Origin of the sequence: Methylocella sp. (genome assembly GCA_037200525.1) — a bacterium.
Lineage (GTDB): Bacteria > Pseudomonadota > Alphaproteobacteria > Rhizobiales > Beijerinckiaceae > Methylocapsa.
In genome coordinates this window covers 1,520,418-1,542,600 of record JBBCGG010000001.1, presented here as the reverse complement: position 1 = coordinate 1,542,600, position 22,183 = coordinate 1,520,418, and the positions used below count along the sequence as shown (strand labels likewise).

General features: G+C 59.8%; 21 protein-coding genes. 10 read left to right on the top strand and 11 right to left on the bottom strand.

The features are described 5' to 3' along the window. Positions 1-93 precede the first annotated feature (93 nt). The 10 genes from WDN46_07335 to WDN46_07290 all read left to right on the top strand — a co-directional run bounded on the left by WDN46_07335 (position 94) and on the right by WDN46_07290 (position 10,659). Positions 94-1,344 carry a sarcosine oxidase subunit beta family protein gene (locus WDN46_07335; protein ID MEJ0093237.1) on the top strand — a complete coding sequence of 417 codons (1,251 nt, stop codon included), beginning with the start codon at positions 94-96 and terminating at the stop codon, positions 1,342-1,344. A 13-nt stretch (positions 1,345-1,357) separates the two neighbouring features. Further along, complete coding sequence (locus tag WDN46_07330; protein ID MEJ0093236.1) at positions 1,358-1,645, top strand: sarcosine oxidase subunit delta; 288 nt, start codon at positions 1,358-1,360, stop codon at positions 1,643-1,645. Further along, a complete protein-coding gene (locus tag WDN46_07325; protein MEJ0093235.1) occupies positions 1,642-4,623 on the top strand; it encodes a sarcosine oxidase subunit alpha family protein in 2,982 nt (993 codons plus the stop codon). The genes WDN46_07330 and WDN46_07325 overlap by 4 nt, the downstream gene beginning before the upstream one ends. Beyond that, positions 4,613-5,245, top strand: a complete 633-nt coding sequence (locus WDN46_07320; GenBank protein MEJ0093234.1) for a sarcosine oxidase subunit gamma family protein — start codon at positions 4,613-4,615, stop codon at positions 5,243-5,245. The genes WDN46_07325 and WDN46_07320 overlap by 11 nt, the downstream gene beginning before the upstream one ends. Positions 5,246-5,437: 192 nt before the next feature. Then, the gene (ureE, locus tag WDN46_07315) at positions 5,438-5,908 is read left to right on the top strand and encodes an urease accessory protein UreE (GenBank protein MEJ0093233.1); all 471 of its coding nucleotides are present in this window, start codon (positions 5,438-5,440) and stop codon (positions 5,906-5,908) included. 11 nt (positions 5,909-5,919) lie between these two features. Beyond that, positions 5,920-6,627, top strand: coding sequence for an urease accessory UreF family protein (locus WDN46_07310; GenBank protein MEJ0093232.1), 708 nt, complete (start codon positions 5,920-5,922; stop codon positions 6,625-6,627). 9 nt (positions 6,628-6,636) lie between these two features. Beyond that, on the top strand, positions 6,637-7,332 hold the full coding sequence (locus WDN46_07305) for an urease subunit beta (protein ID MEJ0093231.1): 696 nt from the start codon (positions 6,637-6,639) through the stop codon (positions 7,330-7,332). A gap of 11 nt (positions 7,333-7,343) precedes the next feature. Further along, positions 7,344-9,056 (top strand): urease subunit alpha, encoded by a 1,713-nt coding sequence (gene ureC, locus WDN46_07300; protein MEJ0093230.1) that lies wholly within the window; start codon positions 7,344-7,346, stop codon positions 9,054-9,056. 37 nt (positions 9,057-9,093) lie between these two features. Then, the gene (gene ureG / locus WDN46_07295; protein MEJ0093229.1) at positions 9,094-9,711 is read left to right on the top strand and encodes an urease accessory protein UreG; all 618 of its coding nucleotides are present in this window, start codon (positions 9,094-9,096) and stop codon (positions 9,709-9,711) included. Positions 9,712-9,792: 81 nt separating this feature from the next. Then, entirely contained in the window at positions 9,793-10,659 is an 867-nt protein-coding gene (locus WDN46_07290) for an urease accessory protein UreD (protein ID MEJ0093228.1), read from the top strand. A 4-nt stretch (positions 10,660-10,663) separates the two neighbouring features. Here WDN46_07290 and WDN46_07285 read toward each other — a convergent pair whose 3' ends face one another. From WDN46_07285 to WDN46_07235, 11 genes are all read right to left on the bottom strand, one after another. After that, positions 10,664-10,966 (bottom strand): hypothetical protein, encoded by a 303-nt coding sequence (locus tag WDN46_07285; protein MEJ0093227.1) that lies wholly within the window; start codon positions 10,964-10,966, stop codon positions 10,664-10,666. Between the two features lie 5 nt (positions 10,967-10,971). After that, entirely contained in the window at positions 10,972-11,664 is a 693-nt protein-coding gene (locus tag WDN46_07280) for a tetratricopeptide repeat protein (GenBank protein MEJ0093226.1), read from the bottom strand. A 10-nt stretch (positions 11,665-11,674) separates the two neighbouring features. Continuing rightward, positions 11,675-12,787: a hypothetical protein gene (locus tag WDN46_07275; protein MEJ0093225.1), complete on the bottom strand. Its 1,113-nt coding sequence runs from the start codon at positions 12,785-12,787 to the stop codon at positions 11,675-11,677. Between the two features lie 26 nt (positions 12,788-12,813). Then, a complete protein-coding gene (locus tag WDN46_07270; protein MEJ0093224.1) occupies positions 12,814-15,246 on the bottom strand; it encodes a N,N-dimethylformamidase beta subunit family domain-containing protein in 2,433 nt (810 codons plus the stop codon). Between the two features lie 51 nt (positions 15,247-15,297). Continuing rightward, the gene (locus tag WDN46_07265; protein ID MEJ0093223.1) at positions 15,298-15,738 is read right to left on the bottom strand and encodes a N,N-dimethylformamidase, small subunit; all 441 of its coding nucleotides are present in this window, start codon (positions 15,736-15,738) and stop codon (positions 15,298-15,300) included. Positions 15,739-15,771: 33 nt separating this feature from the next. After that, positions 15,772-16,470: an urea ABC transporter ATP-binding subunit UrtE gene (gene urtE / locus WDN46_07260; protein ID MEJ0093222.1), complete on the bottom strand. Its 699-nt coding sequence runs from the start codon at positions 16,468-16,470 to the stop codon at positions 15,772-15,774. Between the two features lie 2 nt (positions 16,471-16,472). Beyond that, on the bottom strand, positions 16,473-17,213 hold the full coding sequence (urtD, locus tag WDN46_07255; protein MEJ0093221.1) for an urea ABC transporter ATP-binding protein UrtD: 741 nt from the start codon (positions 17,211-17,213) through the stop codon (positions 16,473-16,475). 1 nt (position 17,214) lies between these two features. Next, on the bottom strand, positions 17,215-18,336 hold the full coding sequence (urtC, locus tag WDN46_07250; protein MEJ0093220.1) for an urea ABC transporter permease subunit UrtC: 1,122 nt from the start codon (positions 18,334-18,336) through the stop codon (positions 17,215-17,217). A 51-nt stretch (positions 18,337-18,387) separates the two neighbouring features. Continuing rightward, a complete protein-coding gene (gene urtB, locus WDN46_07245; protein ID MEJ0093219.1) occupies positions 18,388-19,284 on the bottom strand; it encodes an urea ABC transporter permease subunit UrtB in 897 nt (298 codons plus the stop codon). 193 nt (positions 19,285-19,477) lie between these two features. Next, entirely contained in the window at positions 19,478-20,788 is a 1,311-nt protein-coding gene (locus WDN46_07240; protein ID MEJ0093218.1) for a transporter substrate-binding domain-containing protein, read from the bottom strand. Between the two features lie 536 nt (positions 20,789-21,324). Continuing rightward, on the bottom strand, positions 21,325-21,966 hold the full coding sequence (locus WDN46_07235) for an XRE family transcriptional regulator (protein ID MEJ0093217.1): 642 nt from the start codon (positions 21,964-21,966) through the stop codon (positions 21,325-21,327). Positions 21,967-22,183: the final 217 nt, after the last annotated feature.

Here is a 22,183-nt window from a genome sequence, read left to right as displayed (position 1 = left end):
GGTCCTTCGGGCGGCGCCTCAGCTTGAGGCGACCGCTACCTGCAGTTCCAAGCATAATCTTGCTCGAGCGGACCATGCTCCAGGATGTGATGCATGAAATTCTCCGGCTTTGAACTTCTGAAGAACGCTTTCACCGGTCAGACCGGCTGGACGCCGCATTGGCGGAAGGCAGAGCCGAAGTCCAGCTATGATGTCGTCATCATTGGCGGCGGCGGCCATGGCCTGGCGACGGCGCATTATCTCGCCAAAGAGTTCGGCATTACCAACGTAGCCGTCATAGAGAAGGGCTGGATTGGCTCAGGCAACGTCGGCCGCAACACGACGATCATTCGCTCCAATTATCTGCTGCCCGGCAATATCCCATTTTACGAGCTGGGAATGAAGCTGTGGGAGGGATTGGAGCAAGAGCTCAACTACAATGCGATGGTGTCTCAACGCGGCGTCCTCAATCTGTACCATTCTGATGCGCAGCGCGACGCTTTCGCGCGGCGCGGCAACGCCATGCGTTTGCATGGGGTCGACGCCGAATTGCTCGATCGCGATGCGGTCAGGACGATGGCTCCTTTTCTCGATTTCAATAATGCGCGTTTCCCGATTCAGGGCGGCCTGCTGCAGCGCCGCGGCGGCACCGCTCGGCACGATGCTGTCGTTTGGGGTTATGCGAGGGCCGCGGACAAGCGCGGCGTCGACGTTGTCGAGAACTGCGAAGTCATTGGCTTACGACAAGACAATGGCAAGATAATCGGCGTCGAGACGACGAAAGGTTTCATTGACGCCAAGCGGGTCGGCATGTCGGTCGCCGGCAACTCTTCCCGCCTGGCGTCGCTTGCCGGACTGCGATTGCCGATCGAGAGCTATGTGCTTCAGGCCTTCGTGTCGGAAAGCCTGAAGCCGGTGATCGACTGCGTCGTCACCTTTGGGGCCGGACATTTCTATATCTCTCAATCCGACAAAGGCAGCCTTGTTTTCGGGGGCGATCTTGACCCCTACCCCTCTTATGCCCAGCGCGGCAGCCTTGCGGTCTTCTCCGATGTCGCCGAAAACGCTATCGCCATGATGCCGATGCTCGGCCGATTGCGGATTCTTCGCAGCTGGGGCGGCATCATGGACATGAGCATGGATGGCTCGCCGATCATCGACAAGACGCCGATCGAGGGCCTCTTTTTCAACGGAGGCTGGTGTTACGGCGGCTTCAAGGCGACGCCTGCAGCGGGCTTCTGCTTCGCGCACTTGATCGCCAAAGGAGCTCACCATCCTGTGGCCGCGGCTTACCGGCTCGATCGTTTCGCGACAGGGCGCGTCATCGACGAAAAGGGCGCCGGGCCAACGCCGAATTTACACTAACAAGGTTTGATCCATGCTGATCAATTGTCCCTACTGCGGGCTTCGCGATCTCACCGAATTCGTGGTTGCTGGGGAAGCCGTCGCAAGGCCCGACGCGCATGGCGATCTTGACGGCGCGGATGCGCGCGCAGCCTTCGCCGACGCCGTATATCTGCGCGAGAATCCCGCAGGGGTCCATCGCGAGCATTGGTTCCACGCGGCCGGATGCCAGAGCTGGCTCCTCGTCGAGCGTGACACGCGAACGCATGAAATCATCAGGGTTGATGCGATTTCCGCGGGAATGGCGAGAGAAACACTATGACTCGCGGCGGCTTCAGGCTGAAGGCGGGCGGCCTTATCGATCGCGCGCGGAAAATCTCTTTCCAATTCGATGGAAAGACCTACTACGGCCATCCGGGCGATACGCTTGCCTCCGCCTTACTCGCGAATGGTCTGCGCGTCGCCGGACGCTCGTTCAAATATCATCGGCCCCGCGGCGTCCTTTCGGCCGGGCATGAGGAGCCAAACGCCCTCGTCGAACTACGCGCCGACGCGCGCCGCGAGCCCAACGTCAAAGCCACGACGGTCGAGCTTTATGAGGGGCTTATCGCGGCGAGCCAGAACCGCTGGCCTTCGCTTGCCTTCGATGTTATGGCGCTGAATGGAGTGCTGAAACCCGTTTTCGCAGCCGGCTTCTATTACAAGACCTTCATGTGGCCGGCTTCATTTTGGGAAAAAGTCTACGAGCCGATCATTCGGCGCGCAGCGGGTCTTGGCCGCGCCGCCGTTCTGGAGGATCCGGACAGCTATGAGCGATCCAACGCCCATTGCGATCTGCTCGTCATTGGCAGTGGCCCAGCGGGGCTCATGGCCGCGCTTGTCGCCGCGCGATCGGGAGCCAAAATTATTCTCTGCGAGGACGGACCACGCCTCGGCGGGCGCCTCCTCAGCGAGCGCGAGAGCGTCGATGGCAAGCCGGCGATCGAATGGGTCGAGGGCGTCGCGGCCGAACTTGCCGCGCTACCAAATGTCCGCGTCTTCACTCGCACGACCGTGGTCGCATCGTTTGACGGCGGAACCTACGCCGCGCTTGAGCGGGTCGCCGATCACTTGCCGGAACCGCCGCCGTTTGCGCCACGCCAGCGGTTTTGGCGCATTGTAGCGCGACGCGCCATTCTCGCGGCTGGCGCCATCGAACGACCCCTGGTCTTTCCAAATAATGATCGGCCCGGGATCATGCTCGCGAGCGCCGTCCGCAGCTATTTGAATCGTTTTGGGGTCGCGGTCGCCCGGGAGATCGGCATCTACACAGCAACAGACGACGGTTGGCGGACCGCGCGCGATCTCGTTGATGCGGGGCTGCCGCCTGTTGTGGTGATTGACGCGCGGGCGACAGGGCCGAAGGAATTCGCCGACGTGGCCAGCGTCGTTCCGGTCGTGCTCGGCGGTCAAATCATCGCGGCGGAAGGACGCAAAGGGCTGAGGCAAATCACGGTCAGGAGCCCTACAGGTAAGCGAAGCTTTGCCGTCGACGCTTTGGGAGTCTCGGGCGGTTTCAATCCCGCCATTCAGCTCGCCAGTCATTCGGGCGGACGCCCTATCTGGTCCGATGCGATCCAGAATTTTCTCGCCAGCGATGCTGCCGCTGGACTGGCGCCTGTAGGCGCCGCCGCGGGCGCGTACGCGCTCGACGATGTGCTGAAGACCAGCGCGGAAGCGGCCGTCGCGGCTTTGCAGGCCGTGGGCCTTTCCGCCAAACAGATCCCGATTCCAGAGGTAGAGAAAACCGCGACGGGGTCCGCTCCCGTTTGGTGGCGGCCCGGCGGCGACAGCGGTTCAAAATGCTTTGTCGATTTCCAGCACGACGTCACCGCCTCCGACATTGCTCTCTCTCACCGGGAGGGATATCAATCCGTCGAACATCTGAAACGTTATACGACGCTCGGCATGGCGACCGATCAAGGCCGCACCTCTAACCTCGACGCGCTCGCCATCATGGCCCAGCTGACGGGGAAATCGATTCCGCAAACTGGCGTCACCTTGGCGCGGCCTCCGACGATTCCGCTAGCGCTGGGGGCCGTCGCCGGCGACCATAAGCGCGCGTCCTACAAGCCCATTCGTGAGACGCCGATCCATGCGTGGGCTTTGGAGAAGGGCGCGGTTTTTGTCGATGTCGGTCAGTGGAAGCGGCAGCAAGGCTTTCCAAATTCGCGCGACGCCGATCTTGCCGCCACAGTCAAGCGAGAGGTGAATGCGGTGCGCAACGGCGTCGGCGTGACGGATGTCTCGACCCTTGGCAAAATCGAAATCGAGGGGCCGGATTCGGCAAAATTTCTCGACCTCGTCTGCGCGACGCGCCCCTCGGCGATCAAGGTCGGGCGATGCGGTCATCTGATCATGCTGCGCGAAGACGGCTTCATCAAGGATGACGGCATGTTCGCTCGCTTCGCGCCGGACAGATACGTCGCCTATGTGTCGACGGCCCACGTCGCGCCCGTCTACCGCCACATGCAATATTGCCGGCAAGCGCTGTGGCCGGAACTTGATGTGAGCCTCACCAATGTCACTGATGGTTGGGCGCAGTTCGCGATCGCCGGCCCGAAATCCTCGGCGGTTGCGCAGGCGCTTGCGGATGCGCCGTTGCAGATTTCGAGCAAAGGTTTTCCGCCGATGACGGCTGCCGAAATTATGATTTGCGGCGGGATTCCCGCGCGGCTCTGCGCGCTTTCCTTTTCCGGCGAGCGCGCTTTCGAGCTCGGCGTCCCAGCCGGTTATGGCGACGCGCTCATCCGCCGCATTATGGCGGTGGGCGAACCCTATGGAATTGTGGCCTATGGAAGCGAGGCGATGGGCGTGATGCGCATCGAGAAAGGCTATCCGGCGGGGGCCGAAATCAATGGCCAGACCACGGCCTATGATCTCGGCATGCAGGGCCTTCTCGCGGCGGATAAAGACCATGTCGGCCGCGTGCTGTCGATGCGTCCCGCCCTCGGCGACCCAAGCCGGCAGCGCCTTATCGGCATCAGGCCGCTCAACGCCGCCGATCGGCTCCGCGGCGGCGCGCATATCATTCCGCAAAACGCGGCTCCCTCGGCTGATGTCGACCTTGGCTGGGTGAGCTCGGCTTGCTACTCGCCAACACTATCTTGGTCGATCGGCCTCGCCTTGGTGTCGGCCGGCCCGGACCGCATCGGCGAACATGTTCGGGCCTACGACCCCCTTCGAGGCGGCGATTTTCTGGCGGAAATTACCGCTCCCTGTTTCGTTGATCCCGAAGGCCAGCGTTTCCATGTCGAATAACGCCGACGCGAGCCAGCAAAGCATCCTCGTCCCGGAGCTGACCCCCCGCTATTTCGCGCCGGGACGCCGCGGCGCCGCCATTACGCCGCCGGAAGTGACGCTGGCGCTGATAACGGACGAAGACCGTTTCAACGTTGAGGCCCGACGCGGCAAATCCGCTGAACTCATAGCGGCGATTGCAAAAGCCTTCGGCGTCTCGCCAATCGATCGCCCTGTTACCGTCGAGACTGATGGCGTCGCCTTTGTCGGCGTTGGTCCTGCGCGCTGGCACACGATCTCACGCGGCGAAGGGCGCGCCGGGCGGCGCGTGCGTCTGATCGAAGCGGCGCGCCCGCTGGCGACAGTGGTGGACGTTTCGCACGGCTTTGTGACCTTCCGGCTGTCAGGGCCGAAGGCGCGAGATGCCCTGGCGAAGCTGGCGCACATTGATCTCGACCCGGCGTCTTTTGCGGCCGGGGCCTGCGCCGGCGCGGCGTTGCACGGGGTGAATGTTCAGCTGCGGCGGTCCCCGGACGGCGCGGCGTTCGAATGCGCCGCTCCTCGAAGCTTCGCCGCCAGCGTTTATCACGCGCTCATTCGCGCTGCTGATCCCTATGGGCTTGTGGTCGAATCACTCGCGTAAGTCAGACGTTTCACTGAGCCAATTCCGAGATTTCGGATCAAAAACCGGCATCTTCTGCTCCGACGTCCCATAGATTGACGAGCCGTTTCCGAAGTGCGGCAAAAAAGATCGCAACGCCGCGTGCGCTCAGAATCGCTTTGAGATAGACTGAGCGGAAGGTTAAAACTTCCCGCCAAGGATTTTGAAATAGCCATGCGCCTCATCGATCGCATTCTCGGAAGCCGGCTCGATGAGGCGTTGGCTGTCTCTCTTCACCATCTCGAACACCATGGCGCGGTCGACGTCCTAACCCTTCAGAGCGCGGATGTCGCTCGGCGCCGTCTGCGCGGCAAGACGGACATGGGGGCCGACGTCGCGATCGCGCTGCCGCGCGATCAGACTCTCTTCGACGGCGCCGTTCTGGTGCTCGATTCAGATCAGGCCCTGGTCGTTCGCGTGGCGGAACAGCGCTGGCTTCGCCTTGTCCCGGCGGATGTGAGCAGCGCCATCGAGCTCGGCTATCATGCAGGCAATCTTCACTGGCGCGTCAACTTTGACGGCGCCGCCCTTCTCGTAGCGCTCGAAGCGCCGGTTAGCGACTATCTCGCTCGGCTCGGCGATCTCATCGAATCAGGTCGCGTCATCTCATCGGTCATCCTGCCAGAGAAGGGGTCCGCGTGCTGACGCAACTCATTATGCTTCAGCACGCCGACGCCGCCTTTCCAAGCGGCGGTTTTGCTTTTTCCAACGGCATTGAAGGACTGGCCTCGCTCGGGCTGCCTCTCTCCGGAATTGATCTTTCAAATGCGCTCGCCGTCTCCATTCGCCATCGCTGGGCGGGGACAGACCGCGTGGCCTTAATCAATGCGTATCGCGCGGGAAGCGATTCCGTCGCGCTTAACAGGATTGACGCGGCGCTGGAAGCCGCGACCCTTGCCGAACCAATGCGAACCGGTTCAAAGCGAAATGGACAGTCCCTTCTCGCGGCCCACGCGCGGCTCGGCACGCCCGGCGCTGACGATTTGCGTAAATCGGTGCAAACCGGGCGGCTTCTCGGGCATCTTGCCGTCATTCAGGCTGTGCTCTGGCAGGCGCTTGGCATCGGCGAACGCGAAGCAGTCCTGATGTCCGGCTATCAGGCTGCGTCCAGCATGACCGCGGCCGCCGTTCGCCTCGGTCAGGTCGGCGCTATCGACGCGCAGCGCAGCCTTGCGGACGCTCTCGTTGTGATCGCTGAAATTGCGGAGCGGCCGGTCAATGTCGGTTTGACAAACAAGGGCTTGACGGACCAGGACCTGGCGGAGAAACCAGAAGATGCGATCGTCTTGACAAGTTTCATCCCGTTCATCGAGATCGCGGCCATGCGAAATGCAGAGGCGGATCTGCGTCTTTTCGCGAACTGAGGCTCATCGATGCTGTTGACCCCGACCGAAATGGAGCGGCTGACCATCTTCACCGCTGCTGAACTCGCGCGCAAACGACGCGCCAAGGGCCTAAGGCTGAATTATCCAGAGGCCATCGCCATTATCACCGATGAAATCCTCGAAGGCGCCCGTGAAGGACGCAGCGTCGCTGACCTAATCGCCTTCGGATCGACAATCCTAACAACCGATGACGTCATGCCGGGCATCGCCGCGATGGCGCCGATCCTGCAAGTTGAGGGGCTGTTTCCGGATGGGACTAAACTTGTCACCGTCCACGAGCCAATCCGGCCGGCGGAGGGATCGGAGCCAGATGAGCTGCAGCCCGGCCTAATCACCGCTTTGGACGGCGACATCGAGCTCAGCGCAGGACGACCGCGAACAGAGCTCGACGTCGTCAACACCGGCGACAGGCCGGTCCAAATCGGCTCGCACTATCATTTCTTCGAGGTCAATCGCGCGCTCGATTTCGATCGCAAGAGCGCGATCGGCATGCGCCTCGACATACCGGCCGGAACTGCCGTCCGCTTCGAGCCGGGCCAGCGCAGAACGGTCACCCTCGTAGCCTTCGGCGGCGAGCGCATTCTGTCGGGGCTCAACGATCTTTCGCAAGGCATGGACGATAGCGTCGAGGCTAAAGAAGCGGCGCTCGAAAGAGCCCGCGCAGCCGGTTTCAAGGGCGCCTGAGGAGAACGCATATGGCCACGATACCCCGCGCTGATTATGCGGCGATGTATGGTCCGACCGTCGGCGACCGCGTTCGCCTCGCTGACACCTCTCTGGTCGCCGTCGTCGAAAAGGACTACGCGGTCTATGGCGATGAATGTTTGCATGGCGGCGGAAAGACCTTGCGTGACGGCATGGGCCTTGCCGCCGGCGTCACGAACTCCGAAGGCGCGCTCGACTTCCTCCTCTGCAACGTGCTCGTCATCGATCCCGTGATCGGCATCGTCAAGGGCGACCTCGGCATTCGCGCGGGGCGCATCGTCGGCATCGGCAAGGCCGGCAATCCGGCTATTATGGACGGCGTCGATCAGCGCCTCATCGTCGGAGCCGGCACCACCGTGCGCGACTGCGAAGGCCTCATCGCGACGGCGGGCGCGATCGACGTCCATGTCCATTTCGATTCCGCCGGTCTGTGCGATCACGCTATCGCCTCCGGCATCACGACGATGCTCGGAGGCTCGCTCGGGCCTATCACCGTCGGCATCGATTCGGGCGGTCCTTTCAACACGGGCAAGATGCTGCAGGCGGCAGAGCAATGGCCGATCAACTTCGGCTTTCTCGGACGCGGCAATTCGCACAAGACGGCTCCTCTGATCGAACAGCTCGAAACCGGCGTTCTCGGCCTCAAGATCCACGAGGATTGGGGGGCCATGCCCGCGACGATTGACGCCTGCCTCGGCATTGCCGACGAATATGATTTTCAGGTTCAGCTACACACCGATACGTTAAACGAATCCGGCTTCGTCGAGGACACTCTGCGCGCCATCGGCGGTCGCGTAATTCATATGTATCATACCGAAGGCGCCGGCGGCGGCCATGCGCCCGACATCATCCGAGTCGCCGGCTTTCCGAATTGCCTTCCGTCATCGACGAACCCAACCAATCCTTATACGGTCAATACTTTCGACGAACATCTCGACATGACGATGGTGTGCCACCATCTCAATCCGGCGATCCCCGAGGATGTTGCTTTTGCCGAGAGTCGCATCCGGGCGCAGACCATCGCGGCGGAGGACGTGCTGCATGATATTGGCGCGATTTCGATGCTCGGCTCCGACAGCCAGGGCATGGGGCGCATCCATGAAGTGATCTGCCGGACGTGGCAACTCGCCTCGAAGATGAAGGATCAGCGTGGCGCGTTGCCTGAGGAGAAGCCGGGTTTAGGCGACAACGCCCGCATCAAGCGTTATATCGCCAAATACACAATCAATGCCGCGCGAACCTTCGGCATCGCCGACCATGTAGGATCGCTAAAGGACGGTAAGATGGCCGATATCGTCATCTGGCGCCCCGCCTTCTTTGGCATCAAGCCGGAGCTCGTCATAAAGGGAGGTTTCATCGCCTGGGGCGCCATGGGCGATTCCGCCGCCTCTCTGATGACCTGCGAGCCGATGATGATGCGCCCGCAATGGGGCGCGTTCGGTCTCGCCAAGCAGGCGTTATCCGCCTGTTTCGTGCATCCGCTGGCGATCGCGCGCGGGCTTGCGAGCGAACTTGGACTGCGCAAAGCATTGCTGCCGGCGACCGGGACCCGCAGACTTTCGAAGGCTGACATGCTCTGGAACGACGTTTGCCCGAACATTCGCGTCGATCCTCAAACCTTCGACGTCTTTGTCGACGGCGAGATCGCCACCTGCGCGCCTGCGCGCGAGCTGCCGCTCGCACAACGCTACATGCTGAGGTGATGGCGTGACCGCCGAAGAGCCGCATCAAACCATCGCCATGAAGCCCGTTTCCGCTGCGCGCATCGGCATTGGCGGACCTGTGGGTTCGGGAAAGACCGCGCTAATCGAACAACTCATTCCGGTTCTCACCGCGCGCGGCGTCGACCTCGCCGTGGTCACCAACGACCTCGTGACCAAGGAGGATGCGGAGCGTTTGCGCCGCTCCGGCCTCATCGATCCCGCTCGCGTCGCCGCAGTCGAAGCGGGCGCTTGTCCGCACACCGTCATCCGCGAAGACCCGACTCTCAATATCGTCGCTGGCGACGAGCTCGAAGCCCGTTTTCCCGGCCTCGACCTTTTGATCTTCGAGTCGGGAGGCGACAATCTCGCCTCGACATTCTCCCTAGACCTCGTCGATTGGTGGATCTTTGTGATCGATGTCGCGGGCGGCGGCGACATTCCCCGCAAGCGAGGGCCCGGCGTCATCCGCTGCGACCTGCTCATCGTCAATAAGATCGACCTTGCGCCGCATGTCGGCGTCGACCTCGACGCCATGCTGGCCGATGCGCGCAAACTGCGCGGACACAAGCCGGTTTTGACGACGAACGCGCGAGCCGGCGTGGGAATTGCGGCGGTGGCCGACGCGATCGCGGACGCCGTTCTGTTTAGATTCTAGCATGTCGGGCCTGGAGCAGTATCCCAGAAAGGTCACGGACTTTTCGAACGAGATTATACGTCGTAAAAAAAAGCGATGGGCATGACGAGCTTAACTTCGAGCGATCATGCTTACGACCGCGAGATCGAGACCCATCGCCGATCGGAGGCGACGCTCGTCTTCGCGCGGGGCGGCGGCCGAACGTTCTTGAAGCACCAGCACATTCGGTATCCGTTCCACGTCACACGTCCATTTTGGCTCGATCCGCATCGCCCGGAGCTTGCGACCCTCTATTTGCAATCGGCTTCCGCCGGGATTTATCGCGACGACCATCTGCGCCTCAGCGTCACGGCGAGGGCGGGTTCAAACGCTCACGTGACGACCCAGTCCGCGACGGTGGTGCACGATACCGGGTTGCGGCCGGCGCGCCAGGAAACTGCTGTTACCGTCGCGCCAGGCGCCTTTCTTGCGCTGACTCCCGACCCGCTCATTCTTTTCCCCGGCGCATCTCTAACGAGTTCCATCGAGATGTCGGTCGCCTCAACGTCGCGCGCAATCGTCACGGAAGGCTTTGCATGTTTTGATCCGGGGGCGACGGGCCGCTCGTTTCAAAGTCTCGAGCTTCTGCTGACGATTACGGATGGAGACGGGCGAAAAATCGTGCAGGAGCGCGGCGCGCTCGCGGGCGAGGAAGCGTTTTCAAAAGGTTCGCCGCTTGGAACCTATCGCGCTTACGCGTCCATGATCATCATCGCGCCGCGGGATCTATGGCCCGATGCGCGCGAACTCCAGAGCGAACTCGACCGTCATGGCTGTCTGGCGGGCGCCAGTCCCCTCCCCGGCGGCATTGGCCTCAATCTCCGGTATCTTGCCCCCGATGGCGGAGCATTGCGTGATGGTCTTCGCGCGGGCTTTGAACTTGCGTTCACGGCGTTGGTCGGCGTCGCGCCCGCCAGACGCCGAAAGTAAGCCGTCAGAGCGGAGGAGTTTTAGGCGTCTTTTTGAACATAAAGACGCTAGCGCCGGACGCAGAGTCGCCCGCGACGGCATTTGCATGCTGTCGCTCCGTCATCCAGGCATGAACCATAGCGGCGCCCGACGCCGACGCGGCCGGCTTCCAAAGCCAGACGTCGCTTACGGGGTCGACCTTGTTGAGTTCGAAGAGCGCCTTCGGCGCATCGTCGGCGATACCGACCGACCACTCGCGGAAATCACCGCCAAATTCTTTCACATAACTGATCAGTTCGAATTTGATTTGCTGCACGCTATAGGTCATGTGCGTCAAGCTGGGATCGGATTGATGGTCGCCGGCGCTGAGCCTGACGCTGTGCGGCCTCGCCACTTTTGAGCGAAGGCAAGGCCGCGCTGCTTTTCCTCGCCTGACATTTCTGCAATGAGCGCTTCGAGTGCGGTCAGCGCTGTCCCAACGCCATGCCGGCCGGCTAAATACAACCAAGCGAAAGCGGCGACGCGATCCTTCTCGACTCCGAGACCATTGGCATAAAGGTGACCAAGGCGCGCTTGCGAGGGATAGTGTCCTGTCTCCGCTCCGCGGCGATAAAGATCGACAGCGCGCTTATTGTCCAGAGGCACGCCGTCGCCCTTAGAAAGAAGGGTCGCGAGATTATATTGCGCCATCTGATCTCCCTGATCAGCGGCGCGGCTCAGCCATTCGGCTCCGGCGATGCGATCTTGCGGCGCGCCCTGCCCCATTGCCAGCATCGCGCCGACATTGGTCGCGGCCTGGACATGACCCTGCTCCGCAGCGCGCCGATACCAAGCAAAGGCCGTTGGGAGGGAAGCGACGACGCCGGTCCCATTGGCGTATAGGGAACCGAGCCAAGCTTGCGCCTCCATGTCGCCCGTTTGAGCCGCCGGCTCAAAGATCGAAAACGCCCTACCATAATCGCCGGCCTTGAAGGCTGCGATGGCGTCGGCAACGCCATTATTGCTCGCCGCTTCATTTGCGATCATGCCCATCTCCTTATTTACGAGTTGTGTAGAACGTCTCGTTAGCATCTCGCGGCGCCGATTGCGTAAGCTCGCTTATTCTTGCCTCAAGCCATGGGGCCGGAGCGCCCGCGTCTCTCAAGGGTGTGCGCCGGTCATGATTCAAAGCAATCTCGGTCGGATCAAATCGAAGCGCGACCTGCGACGCCTCCGCCGCCGATAAGCGCGGTACGATGTCCGCGAGCCATCCTCGCAGCGCGGACCGGTATGATTCCACTGCCGGAAATCTTCCGAAAATGCGAATGCGGCAAAGCGTGCGGCCGAGCGCGACCGGCTGAAGGATCACCATGCAACGCTGCTGATGCGCCGTAAGGATGACCGCATTCGGGAACAGGATCGTCGCCGTCGCCGAACGGTCGCTCTCGAGCTTTATGGAGGTGTGGATAAAATCACGCGCGCTCGACCGTTGAACGCCCAAGGCTAGATTATGCGCGATCAGTTTCCAATCCGCATCGCATTCGACCCAGTGCGTCGCTTCCGGCCCCAGCCTATCCGCCGACTCTTGGCCGCTGTAGTCAAAGCCAGACGCCGCCGCATCCGGCCAACTAGGCGCCGCAACGCTCGAAGGATCGAGGTTGACGGCGATTAGGCCGCCGAACGTCCTGACCGCGACGGGCAAAAGGCGCTCGGGTCGAAGGCCAAGATATTGATCGAGAGCGCGCTCAGCGTCTGCGGCGTTCGCCGCGATCGGTCGACGATCGTGACTATATCCGCAGGCGGTGAAGGAACATCGCGTCTTCGCGCCGGTTTGGCATTGAACGGGAACGACCCGACAGCCCCCGTGCTGCGCTTTGTTGAAGCGCCCGGCAAGTCCGCCGCCTCGCAGCCGTTCGACATGCACGCCGTGATATCCGACCGTAAATGGCAGAATATCGCCTGCCGCGGCGATTTCGTCCTCGAAGCCGATCGAAACCCACGATCTCGTCCAGATCGCATCGTCTTCGAGGACAGCGAAATCAATCGAACCAAACGCCGCCGGAGATAGCGAGCGGACGGCGCCTTCCGGCGCTGCTCGCTCCCGAAAGGTATGCTTCGATGCAACAGCCGGCTCCTCGACATCGCGGCCGGCGCCAACGTGATTCAGCATAAGCCATCCTCCCACTGTCGCTTACGCTAGGCCGGCAGCGGTTCCCCGCGCTCTTTACGGCTGCGATGTTCCGGCGCCTTTGCATCGTAATCGGCCCTTCCGCGATGCCTGATGGCGTCGGCCGGAGGAGCTGGCAACGGACCATCGGCGGCGAAGCGATCGAGCACGTTCTTCACCAGCTTCGAGATATTGTTGTCGCAATTGTTCCACGGCAATGAGCCGCAGAAGGCGATTGACGAAAAGGCGAAGCAGCCGCCGCCGTTCGGCGTCTCGTGGAAAGCGATGTCCCCGCGCACGCGCGGATGCGTGGTGCCGTCGAGGCCTTGCTGATTGAAGCCGAGGTCCTCCATGACGAGAAGATAGGCTTCAGTATGGCGCCCCGCCGATGTCGCGACCGCGAGCGTATGCGGCGGCGAACCAAGCATCGTATCGACGATATCAAGTTCGAGACCGGCGGCGCCGCCGCCGACGAGACCGAAGTTGCCGAGTTTTTCGTCATATCCAATGCCGTCGAAAGCCCAGCTGACGCGCGGATCGAGGCTGTCTGGCGTCCGCGAGAAATAGGACGAAACGTCAAATCCCTCGGACGACATTCCGACGCCGGCGACGGAATGAAGATAACGGCCCCGATAGCGCCACATGCCGCCGAGTTCGCCCGTGCCTTGGTGGTAATATTCGCCTGGCTCCGCGCGCCATGTGCGAATGCCGGACTCGCAGCGCCTCATCTCCGTCACGACCCCACGGCCGAGATGATCGTAGGCGGGGTGGAACGAATGCACCCAGTACCAGGCGTCGGCGCCCATATACATGAGCCGACCGCCGCGCTGCGTATAATTGTGCAGCGCGTCGAGCTGCGGCCCGCTGTTGTGCTCCGGATGCGAGCCCGTGATGATGACATTGTAGTTTTCAATCCGAGCCAAGCCGTCGTAGCTGATGTCCTCGTCGGTGAACACGTCATATTCATAACCCATCGTCTCCAGCCAGTAGATGAGGTGGAGGTCGGCGGGGTACTGCCATGGCGCCTGGGCGAGGAAGTGATCATATTTCGGCCGGATGCTCAGGATAGGTCGGAGCCGCGACGAGATCGAAATGCCCGTTCCGTCGGTATGCGTGTCGTAGATCGAGCCGCCATATTCGCGATGCTCGGACAGGAACATGTTCTGCTGCTGCATGATCGGCACGCGATAGACGAAGAGCTCCGCGCCGCCTGCGTTGCACGCCACATGCTCGTTGGCATAGGCCATGTAGCTGATCGTCGGCACCATGACGGCGATCTTTGAGGTTTCCTCGCCGATGCGGGGCACGACCCAGAATGGAATGAACTCCTCATCGCCGTCCACCGTCGTCAACTTCACCGCATAGAAACGGCTCTTGATTCCAGTGGTTGGAACAGCCCATTCAAAGTCGGAGGACCATCGCGCGTCGTCAACGTCGTCGTCATGGAAGCTGATCGCTCCATATTCATGGGCCGCATGTTTCCAGTCGAAATTGGTTCCCGACCAGTTGTAGCCGGTCATGGCGCGGTTGGGGCAATTGACGAGCTGCGCGTCGAGACGATACGCCCCCTCATCCGTCGCGACGATGGTGTCGATGCCTTTCGAGAAATTCCAGGCGGCGACAATCGTCTCGGAAAGGCGCCCGGTTGGACCGCTGTTGCGCCGCTCCGTGAGGCCCGGTTGGGCGCCAAGCTTCATCGTCTCGATGTCCTGGCGAGACAGGGCTTTGTTGCAAATGCGCGGACTATCGATCTTGCCGTTATATTTGCCCGCGAAGATGACGCCCGCGGGCTTCGATGAGGCCGCCATCGGATCATCCGGCGCAAGCGCTTCGACATAGGCTCCGAGCGCGACCGGCGCGGGCGTATGTTTGATCGCCGCATCCACTATGGTCTCGACTGGCTCTATGACGGGATCGAGCGCATAGACGACTTGCGGCTCGTGATAAAGCGTCACGGCCCCTGTGGCGGCGTCGAAGGTCGCAGCAACGAAGTGCCAAGCGTGGTCGCGAATCTGAACGCCTGTCGTAATCTTATGCTCGTTGATGCGCAGTTCGAGACAACCCTCTTCATTGATGAAAAGGCCGTACCCGCGACCGTCGCACCATTTGGTCACGAGACCTTGCGCGCCGTGCTTCCAATATTGTGGGTGCGTCTTCGGCGCCGTTGGCCAAATCCAGCATTGGAGAGTGAAGCTCTCGACTTGAAAAGGCTTGGCGTCGGGGACGAAGCCGTAGGATCCGCTGTGCACGACCTGCTTGCGGCCCTTATAGGATTTGTTTATGTTGGCGACGATCGGCTTTTCAATATATCCTGGACCGCGCGGATTCGTGTCGCCGTTGATCATCTGCACGATTTCGGCCATGTATTCGGAAGGGCCGTCGCAATTGACGTAAAATTTGATCGTGTCGCCGGGATGCACGCCGAATTTATCGGCATAGCCGGTTAGCCTCATGAACGTCATGGTTTACTCCCTAAATGTTTGGCGATATGCGCTTGAAAGGAATGAGGCGGTTCACGTCACCGGCCAATTATCATCCTTGCGCTTCCAGCCTTCGTTGAAATCCTCCGGAAAGCCGTAGCTTTCAGGCAGTTCGTCAAGGCGCATGAGGAAGATCGCGTGCTGGATCTCCTGCTCGTCCGTATAAATCACGTCATCGACGAATTGCGGCGGCACGCCGCGGATGCCGGTCAGCCGCCCGATGCGCCACTCCTTATCGACCTTCGTGCAGATGATGATCAGCTTGCCCTTTGGGCTCTCGCCGCGCATGCGCAGAAGTATGCGTTTTAGCACGGGGTCTTCGTGTACGCCGCCGGTCAGCACCGTCGTGTCCCCCGGCGCGCCGCACTTCAGCACTGAATTGCCGGCGACTCCCTTCATCGAATCAATGCAGGCCTTGTGTTCATCGATCAAACGCTGGCGCTCCGGCGTTCCTTTTTTTGGAATCGATTGCATGGTGAATCCTCCTATTGATTTGAATCGTTGAGTTCAGATCGTCATGTGTCGCTCGACCAGTTCGTCGGTCATATCCGCAATTGGGCCGCGCGCTACGATGCGTCCGTTTTCCATCATCACGAACGCGTCGCCGAGCTTGCGCGCCACCTTGATGTGCTGCTCAGTTAGAATCAGCGTGATGCCGAACTCCTTGTTGAGGCGGCGCAAGGTCTGGCCGATTTCATGCACGATGTTGGGCTGAATCCCTTCTGTCGGCTCATCGAGAAGCAAGATTTTTGGATTGGTCGCCAAAGCGCGCGCAATCGCGAGTTGCTGCTGCTGACCACCCGAAAGGAGCCCCGCGCGCTTGTCGAGATTTTCGGCAAGATATGGAAAAAGGCTAAGGCAAAGCGGAGGCACCTCGGAAAGCCCATCGTTGCGCGCAAAGGTTCCAAGGAGGATGTTCTCCTTGACCGTGAAATTCGCAAGAATTTGCCGCCCCTGTGGGATATAGCCTAGTCCATATTTCGCGCGCTGATGCGTCGGCGCCTTGCTGATGTCGTCGCCCGAAATATGGATGTCGCCTGACATCCTGTCCGTCAGGCCCATGATGGTGCGAAGCAGCGTCGTCTTGCCGACGCCGTTGCGGCCCAGCACGCAAAGACACTGACCATCCTCAAGGTCGAAGCCAATATCCTTGAGAATCGGCGTCTTACCGTAATAGGACGTGACCTGATTGAGTCCTAAAAGCATGTCTAGTCCTCCGGGTCGCCGAGATAGACCTCGCGCACCCTTGGATTGGCTTCCATTTCGCCGATTGAGCCTTGCGCCAGGAGGCTGCCCATGTGCATGACGGTGACGACGTCCGCGATCTCGCGCACAAAAGCCATATCGTGCTCAACGACGATGAGCGTATTGGTTTTCTTCAGCTCATTCAGAATGCCGACGGTTTTCCCGATCTCGGCTTCAGTCATGCCGGCGACCGGTTCGTCGAGAAGGAGAATCGCGGGGTCCTGCATCAGAACCATGCCGATCTCAAGCCACTGCGTCTCGCCGTGAGAAAGCGTGCCCGCCTCCGTTTCAATCCGTCCCGCCAGGCCGGTAACGGTCAAGATCTCGTCGAGCTTTTGCTTAAGGCCGGAGGGCCTGAAGCTGAACAAGTTCTTGAACGGATTGATCTCGCGACTGTAGGCAACCTCCAGATTTTGGCGAACCGTCAGGTCGCGAAACACGGCTGGAACCTGGAACTTACGGCCAACGCCGCGGCGCGCGATCTCGTGCTCTCCGAGCCCCGTGATGTCGTCCCTGCGCAGGAGAATCTGGCCCGACGTCGGCTTCTGTCGTCCAGTGATCAGATCCATGGTCGTCGTTTTGCCGGCGCCGTTTGGACCAACGAGGCAACATAGCGTGAGTTCGGTTACCTCAAGGCTGAAATCGTTGATGACTTTTGTGCCTCCAAAGCTCTTGTGCAGGTGATGGATATCGAGAACGCCCATCTCAGGCCTCCACCTTGCTCGGAGCATCGGCCCCTGTTACGCGCGTTGCGACACGTTGGCGTTGCGAGGGAAAGCGGGCGCTCAACGCGCCAAGCGCCTGCTCCAGCAATCCGGCGAGGCCTTTGGGGAGGAAGCGCACGACAAGAATGAAGAATCCGCCGAGCATAAGCAGCCATGTCGCGAGGAAGTGGTCGCCGAGATAGCTTTGGCCGCCTTGGATGAGGAAAGCGCCAAGCATTGAGCCAATCAGCGAGAAGCGACCGCCGATGCCGGCCCAGATGACCATTCCGATGCTGAAATTAACGTCGAGCTGGGCCGGCGAAACATATTGGCCGAGCATGACGAAGCAACAGCCGGCGATAGCCGCGATGAGGCCCGACAGCGCATAGATCATGGTCTCGTAGGAGGCCACATTATAGCCAAGGAAGCGAACGCGTTCTGGATCGCTGCGCAAGGATTGCGTCACGAGCCCGAATTTGCTTTGCGTCAGCAGTTTTCCGCCAACGGTCGTGAGGAGCAAAAGCGCATATACGATCCAATAGCTGGCGACGCTATATGGATCGACTTCGGCCCCGAAAATCTTGAGCGGCGCCGGCGGCGTGATTCCATTGGCTCCATTGGTATAGGGCTGGATATCCAGGATCAGCGTGTAAAGCGCGCTGAGCATCGCCAAGGTCATGATCGCGATGAACGGACCCGACACGCGAGCGCGAAACATCAGGCTGCCGAAGAAGACGTAGAAAAGGGTCGGAACCACAAGAGCGAGGATGATGCCGATGGTCGTATTCTGGAAAGGCACCCAAAGCGCCGGCAGATGATCGAGGCTGTTATTGAGCATGAAGGGCGGCATCGGATTCGAAATCGGATCCTGTGACTGCATTTGCATCGTCATCGCCATCCCATAGGCCGCGAGTCCGAACGCAATTCCCTGTCCAAGATTGAGAATGCCGCCAAAACCCCAGGACAGGCTGATCGAAACGGCGAGCATGCCGAACACGCCGTACATCGCGAACTGGTTAAGCAGAAACGAGTCGTCGATCGTCATCGGGATGATGGCGAGGACGATGAACAGAAAGGCGTAAACGGACCATTGCGCAAACTTGTTATGATAAAGGTTTGGCATAATGCGATTTCCTGACCGACGCTGGCGCGCTGTTGGTTTTGCTGGCCGCCGCTAGCGGCGCGCCTTGGCCGGTGCAAACAACCCCGCGGGACGAAAGCGAAGAAAGACGACAATCATCAGGTAGAGAATGAAGCGTGCGAACGTATCGCTCGTGGCGTAGGCGAAAATGGACTGCAATTCGCCCGTGAGGCCCGACGCGACAACGCTCCCGACAATCGTGCCGCCGCCGACGACGACGACGAGAAAAGCCTGAACTACATAGGCCGTACCCATTGTCGGCAATACGATGGCGAGCACGCCGAACAGCGAGCCGGCAAGACCCGCAAGACCCGCTCCGATTGCAAAGGTGACCATGTAGACGCGATCAGCGTTGATGCCGAACGACGCCGCCATTTCCTTATTCTGCATGACGGCGCGGACCTGCATGCCGAACCGCGTGCGATAGAACAGAAGCACTGTCGCGACGACAAGCGCGATGGTGATTGCGAAGATGAAGATGCGAAGCACGGAAAGATTGACGAAACCAAGCTGTACGTTGCTTTGAAACATCTCCGGCACGGCGATGTATTTAGGATCGCTGCCGAAGATCAGGCGAACCACTTGGGTCAACACGAGCGAAACGCCCCATGTCGCCAGAAGCGTGTCGAGAGGGCGTTTATAAAGATAGCGGATCAGCCCTCGCTCCAGAATAAGTCCAATCAAGCCGACGACCACGAAGGAAGCCGGGATGCAGAGTAAAAAGGGAAGGCCGACCAGGGATTGAAGAGCGTATGAAGTGTAGGCGCCGAGCATGATGAATTCGCCATGCGCCATATTGATCACGCCGATCGTTCCGTAGATGATAGCAAGACCAAGCGCCGCGATGAGCCAGATGCTCGCGATGCTGAGACCGAGTATCAGCGAGTTCAGGATTGGGATCGCGTCCGCGGATAAGGAATGCCCTGTCATCAGTCATCTCCGACCGCGCCCGCCGTTCGTGGCGGCGCATCGTTTGCCGGCGAAAATGCGATGGGCTCTATGAAGCCCGATCGAGAAGATTCGAGCATGACGGTTTCAAGATCGAAACGATCACGCCCGGGCCCTCTTTATTCGACGCATAGCGTCGTCCTGGAACCCGCCGCCGCAGGCGTCGGGCGCCAAATCAAATCACATTGACGCGGAGTTTGCCGTCGGGAGCCTTAAGGCCTGTCGATGTGCATACGCCGACATCCGGATAGATCGAATAGGGGTCCGGAGCGACTTGCTTTTCGGCTTGCTTCACGATCTTGAAGCTGCCGTCAGCCTGGCATTGTCCGATCTTCGGCTTCAACCACGTATTGAAATTCTGATCGTCGATCCAAATCAGGCCTTCCGGCGAGATCTCGTCCTCGACTTTGATCCCGCCGCTCGCGTCGCGGATCATTTTCGGCGTAATTCCATCGATGCTGCCCGCCTTTTTGATCGCGGCTTCGAGGCCATATTTGAAGACATAGGCGGAGGTATATGTTTCCTCCATATTGTAATGGGTAGCGCCGTTTTTCCCGTATTTGCTCTTGAGGAAGCTTTCGACGAATTTGTGGTTGGTCGGATTGTCGAGCGCCTGAAAATAAGGAGCCGAGAGGAAGTGACCTGCCCCGAATTCATTGCCCATGGCGCGGGTTTCGATCTCGCCCGTCGTCAGCGAAGCGATCGGCATCGAGTCGACTTTAAATCCTTCCTGCTTGAACTGCTTGTGGAAGGCGATATCGGATGCGCCTACCACCGTCGAGAAAATGAAGTCCGGTTTCGCATCGCGGATTTTGTTCAAAATCGGCCCGAATTCGGAACTGCCCAGCGGAATATACTCTTCGCCGACCAATTCACCGTTCGCGGCTGAAAGCCAGACCTTGGCGTTCTTATTGGATTCTTTCGGCCATACGTAGTTTGAGCCGACGAAGAAGACCTTTTTCCCGAAATTCTGAACCATGTAAGGAATCAGATCTTTCGAATGCTGATTGGCGAGCGGGCCGGTGCAGATCGTATTTTGAGTGCACTCGGCGCCTTCGTAGCAAGTTGGATAATAGAGGAGACTGTTTTGCGACATTACGGTCGGCAAAATCGCCTTGCGGCTCGCCGAAGTATAGCAGCCAAAAATCGAGATGACCTTATCGCGCAGGATCAGCTCTTTGGCTTTCTCTGAGTAGACGTTGAAGTCGGATTTTGCGTCGACAATAATTGGCTCGATCTGGTGGCCGGCGACGCCGCCATTCTTATTAATCTCGTCAATCGCGTATTGCATGACGAGCGTTGAGTCTTCTTCTGGGACTGCAAGAGCGCCGGTTAGCGAAAAGAGAAGCCCGACCTTAATCGGCTCGCCCTTCTTCAGGGTTGCGCCCCAGGCATCGCTCGCCATCGGGATCCATATCTGCGGGGCGGCGATGGCGGCGGCGGCGACCGAGGCGGTCTGGAGGAACTTTCTACGAGACGAATCCATGCAAACCCCCAATGGCGACAAAATAGGCAGCCTGCCCAATTCTTCACAGGCGATGAACGTAGTTTCTTTATAAGAAACTTAAAGCCCGTCGTCAACACTTGGGAATCAGTTTTTCTTGTCATTTTGAGTGTTAAATTTTGTAGCGACTTAAAATCAACGGATTAGACAGTAAATCGCCTATCTTTTACCCAGTAATGAGCTATTACTAAGCAATCTGCATTATTTACGGTCGAAATGATCGGAAAGACCCGACGCGCAGACCATGTTGTCGGGCGCGGTTCAGCGGCGGCTCATCGCAAATGCTGCGCTTTTCGTCTGGCATTGTGGGCATGGTCTTGAATGGGCAACTGCCGTACGCGCGCCATAACCGAGGCAACCGCACATTGCGTTCGAAGAAACCGGACGGCCGGAATAGCTGAGATCTACGAACGTCTAGCGTCAGCGCTTATTGCGGGGATTTTTCGACCTGAAGAAGGAGAGAGTTTCGGCCTATAGTCGTCTAACGTTCGGATCGTTACCCGCGGATTCTCTATCGTTCACTCATGCGGGTAGATGATGATCGATAGATAGGTCATCGGAAGCTCGATCAACTCCTCCGGTCCGTGTGGCGCGGCCGCATCGAAAAACAGCGTATCGCCGGGCTCGAGCAGATAGCTCCTGTCGGCATGCCGATACAGCACCTTGCCTGTGAGCATGTAGATCAGCTCCACTCCGCCATGCTGAAACGATGTATACGGCTGCGCCTCCTCCGATAGGGTGATGAGGAAAGGCTCGACGACGATGTCGTCGCCAAGCGAATGTCCAAGCAATTGATAATGATGGCCGGACTTGGTGCCGCGCCGCTCGATGCTGACGCCTCGCCCCGCCTTCACGAAGGAGCAATCATGATGCTCCTCGAATGGCGTGAAAAAAGATGAAAGAGGCTGGTTCAGCGCCCGCGCCAGGGATTGCAACGTCGACAGCGATGGCGAGATCTGGCCATTTTCTATCTTGGACAGCATGCCGGTGGACAGGCGCGCCGCCGCCGCAAGCTCGGCTCCTGTAATGTCCAGGCGTTTGCGATGCGTTCGAATTTGCGCGCCGATCGCTTCTTCAAGCGTACGCTCGGCGCTGCGCGGCGCGCTGGAACCCGTCTCCAATATCTCCCCGGACGAATCCGCTCTTTCGAACTTGGTCACGCGACGCTCCCTTTCCGTGAATCCGCCCGCTTCAGGATGACGCCGATGGTCCCCGCGTCATTGAATCATCTCTATCGCAAAAAGGAAAATCGCGACGGCTTGGTTCGAAAACGTCGTTTTCAAAACATCCACGCGTGGAAGTTGCAATGCCTCCGAGCCGCGGGCAATTATTTGGCTACGAATAAAATTATACTACGACTGTTGGGGGCTCAGCGCT

What these genes read in the sequence shown, in the direction of transcription:
- WDN46_07335 (MEJ0093237.1), top strand. Translation starts at nt 94, where the DNA reads ATGAAATTCTCCGGCTTTGAACTTCTGAAGAACGCTTTCACCGGTCAG.
- WDN46_07330 (MEJ0093236.1), top strand. Translation starts at nt 1,358, where the DNA reads ATGCTGATCAATTGTCCCTACTGCGGGCTTCGCGATCTCACCGAATTC.
- WDN46_07325 (MEJ0093235.1), top strand. Translation starts at nt 1,642, where the DNA reads ATGACTCGCGGCGGCTTCAGGCTGAAGGCGGGCGGCCTTATCGATCGC.
- WDN46_07320 (MEJ0093234.1), top strand. Translation starts at nt 4,613, where the DNA reads ATGTCGAATAACGCCGACGCGAGCCAGCAAAGCATCCTCGTCCCGGAG.
- ureE (MEJ0093233.1), top strand. Translation starts at nt 5,438, where the DNA reads ATGCGCCTCATCGATCGCATTCTCGGAAGCCGGCTCGATGAGGCGTTG.
- WDN46_07310 (MEJ0093232.1), top strand. Translation starts at nt 5,920, where the DNA reads ATGCTTCAGCACGCCGACGCCGCCTTTCCAAGCGGCGGTTTTGCTTTT.
- WDN46_07305 (MEJ0093231.1), top strand. Translation starts at nt 6,637, where the DNA reads ATGCTGTTGACCCCGACCGAAATGGAGCGGCTGACCATCTTCACCGCT.
- ureC (MEJ0093230.1), top strand. Translation starts at nt 7,344, where the DNA reads ATGGCCACGATACCCCGCGCTGATTATGCGGCGATGTATGGTCCGACC.
- ureG (MEJ0093229.1), top strand. Translation starts at nt 9,094, where the DNA reads ATGAAGCCCGTTTCCGCTGCGCGCATCGGCATTGGCGGACCTGTGGGT.
- WDN46_07290 (MEJ0093228.1), top strand. Translation starts at nt 9,793, where the DNA reads ATGACGAGCTTAACTTCGAGCGATCATGCTTACGACCGCGAGATCGAG.
- WDN46_07285 (MEJ0093227.1), bottom strand. Translation starts at nt 10,966, where the DNA reads ATGACCTATAGCGTGCAGCAAATCAAATTCGAACTGATCAGTTATGTG.
- WDN46_07280 (MEJ0093226.1), bottom strand. Translation starts at nt 11,664, where the DNA reads ATGATCGCAAATGAAGCGGCGAGCAATAATGGCGTTGCCGACGCCATC.
- WDN46_07275 (MEJ0093225.1), bottom strand. Translation starts at nt 12,787, where the DNA reads ATGCTGAATCACGTTGGCGCCGGCCGCGATGTCGAGGAGCCGGCTGTT.
- WDN46_07270 (MEJ0093224.1), bottom strand. Translation starts at nt 15,246, where the DNA reads ATGACGTTCATGAGGCTAACCGGCTATGCCGATAAATTCGGCGTGCAT.
- WDN46_07265 (MEJ0093223.1), bottom strand. Translation starts at nt 15,738, where the DNA reads ATGCAATCGATTCCAAAAAAAGGAACGCCGGAGCGCCAGCGTTTGATC.
- urtE (MEJ0093222.1), bottom strand. Translation starts at nt 16,470, where the DNA reads ATGCTTTTAGGACTCAATCAGGTCACGTCCTATTACGGTAAGACGCCG.
- urtD (MEJ0093221.1), bottom strand. Translation starts at nt 17,213, where the DNA reads ATGGGCGTTCTCGATATCCATCACCTGCACAAGAGCTTTGGAGGCACA.
- urtC (MEJ0093220.1), bottom strand. Translation starts at nt 18,336, where the DNA reads ATGCCAAACCTTTATCATAACAAGTTTGCGCAATGGTCCGTTTACGCC.
- urtB (MEJ0093219.1), bottom strand. Translation starts at nt 19,284, where the DNA reads ATGACAGGGCATTCCTTATCCGCGGACGCGATCCCAATCCTGAACTCG.
- WDN46_07240 (MEJ0093218.1), bottom strand. Translation starts at nt 20,788, where the DNA reads ATGGATTCGTCTCGTAGAAAGTTCCTCCAGACCGCCTCGGTCGCCGCC.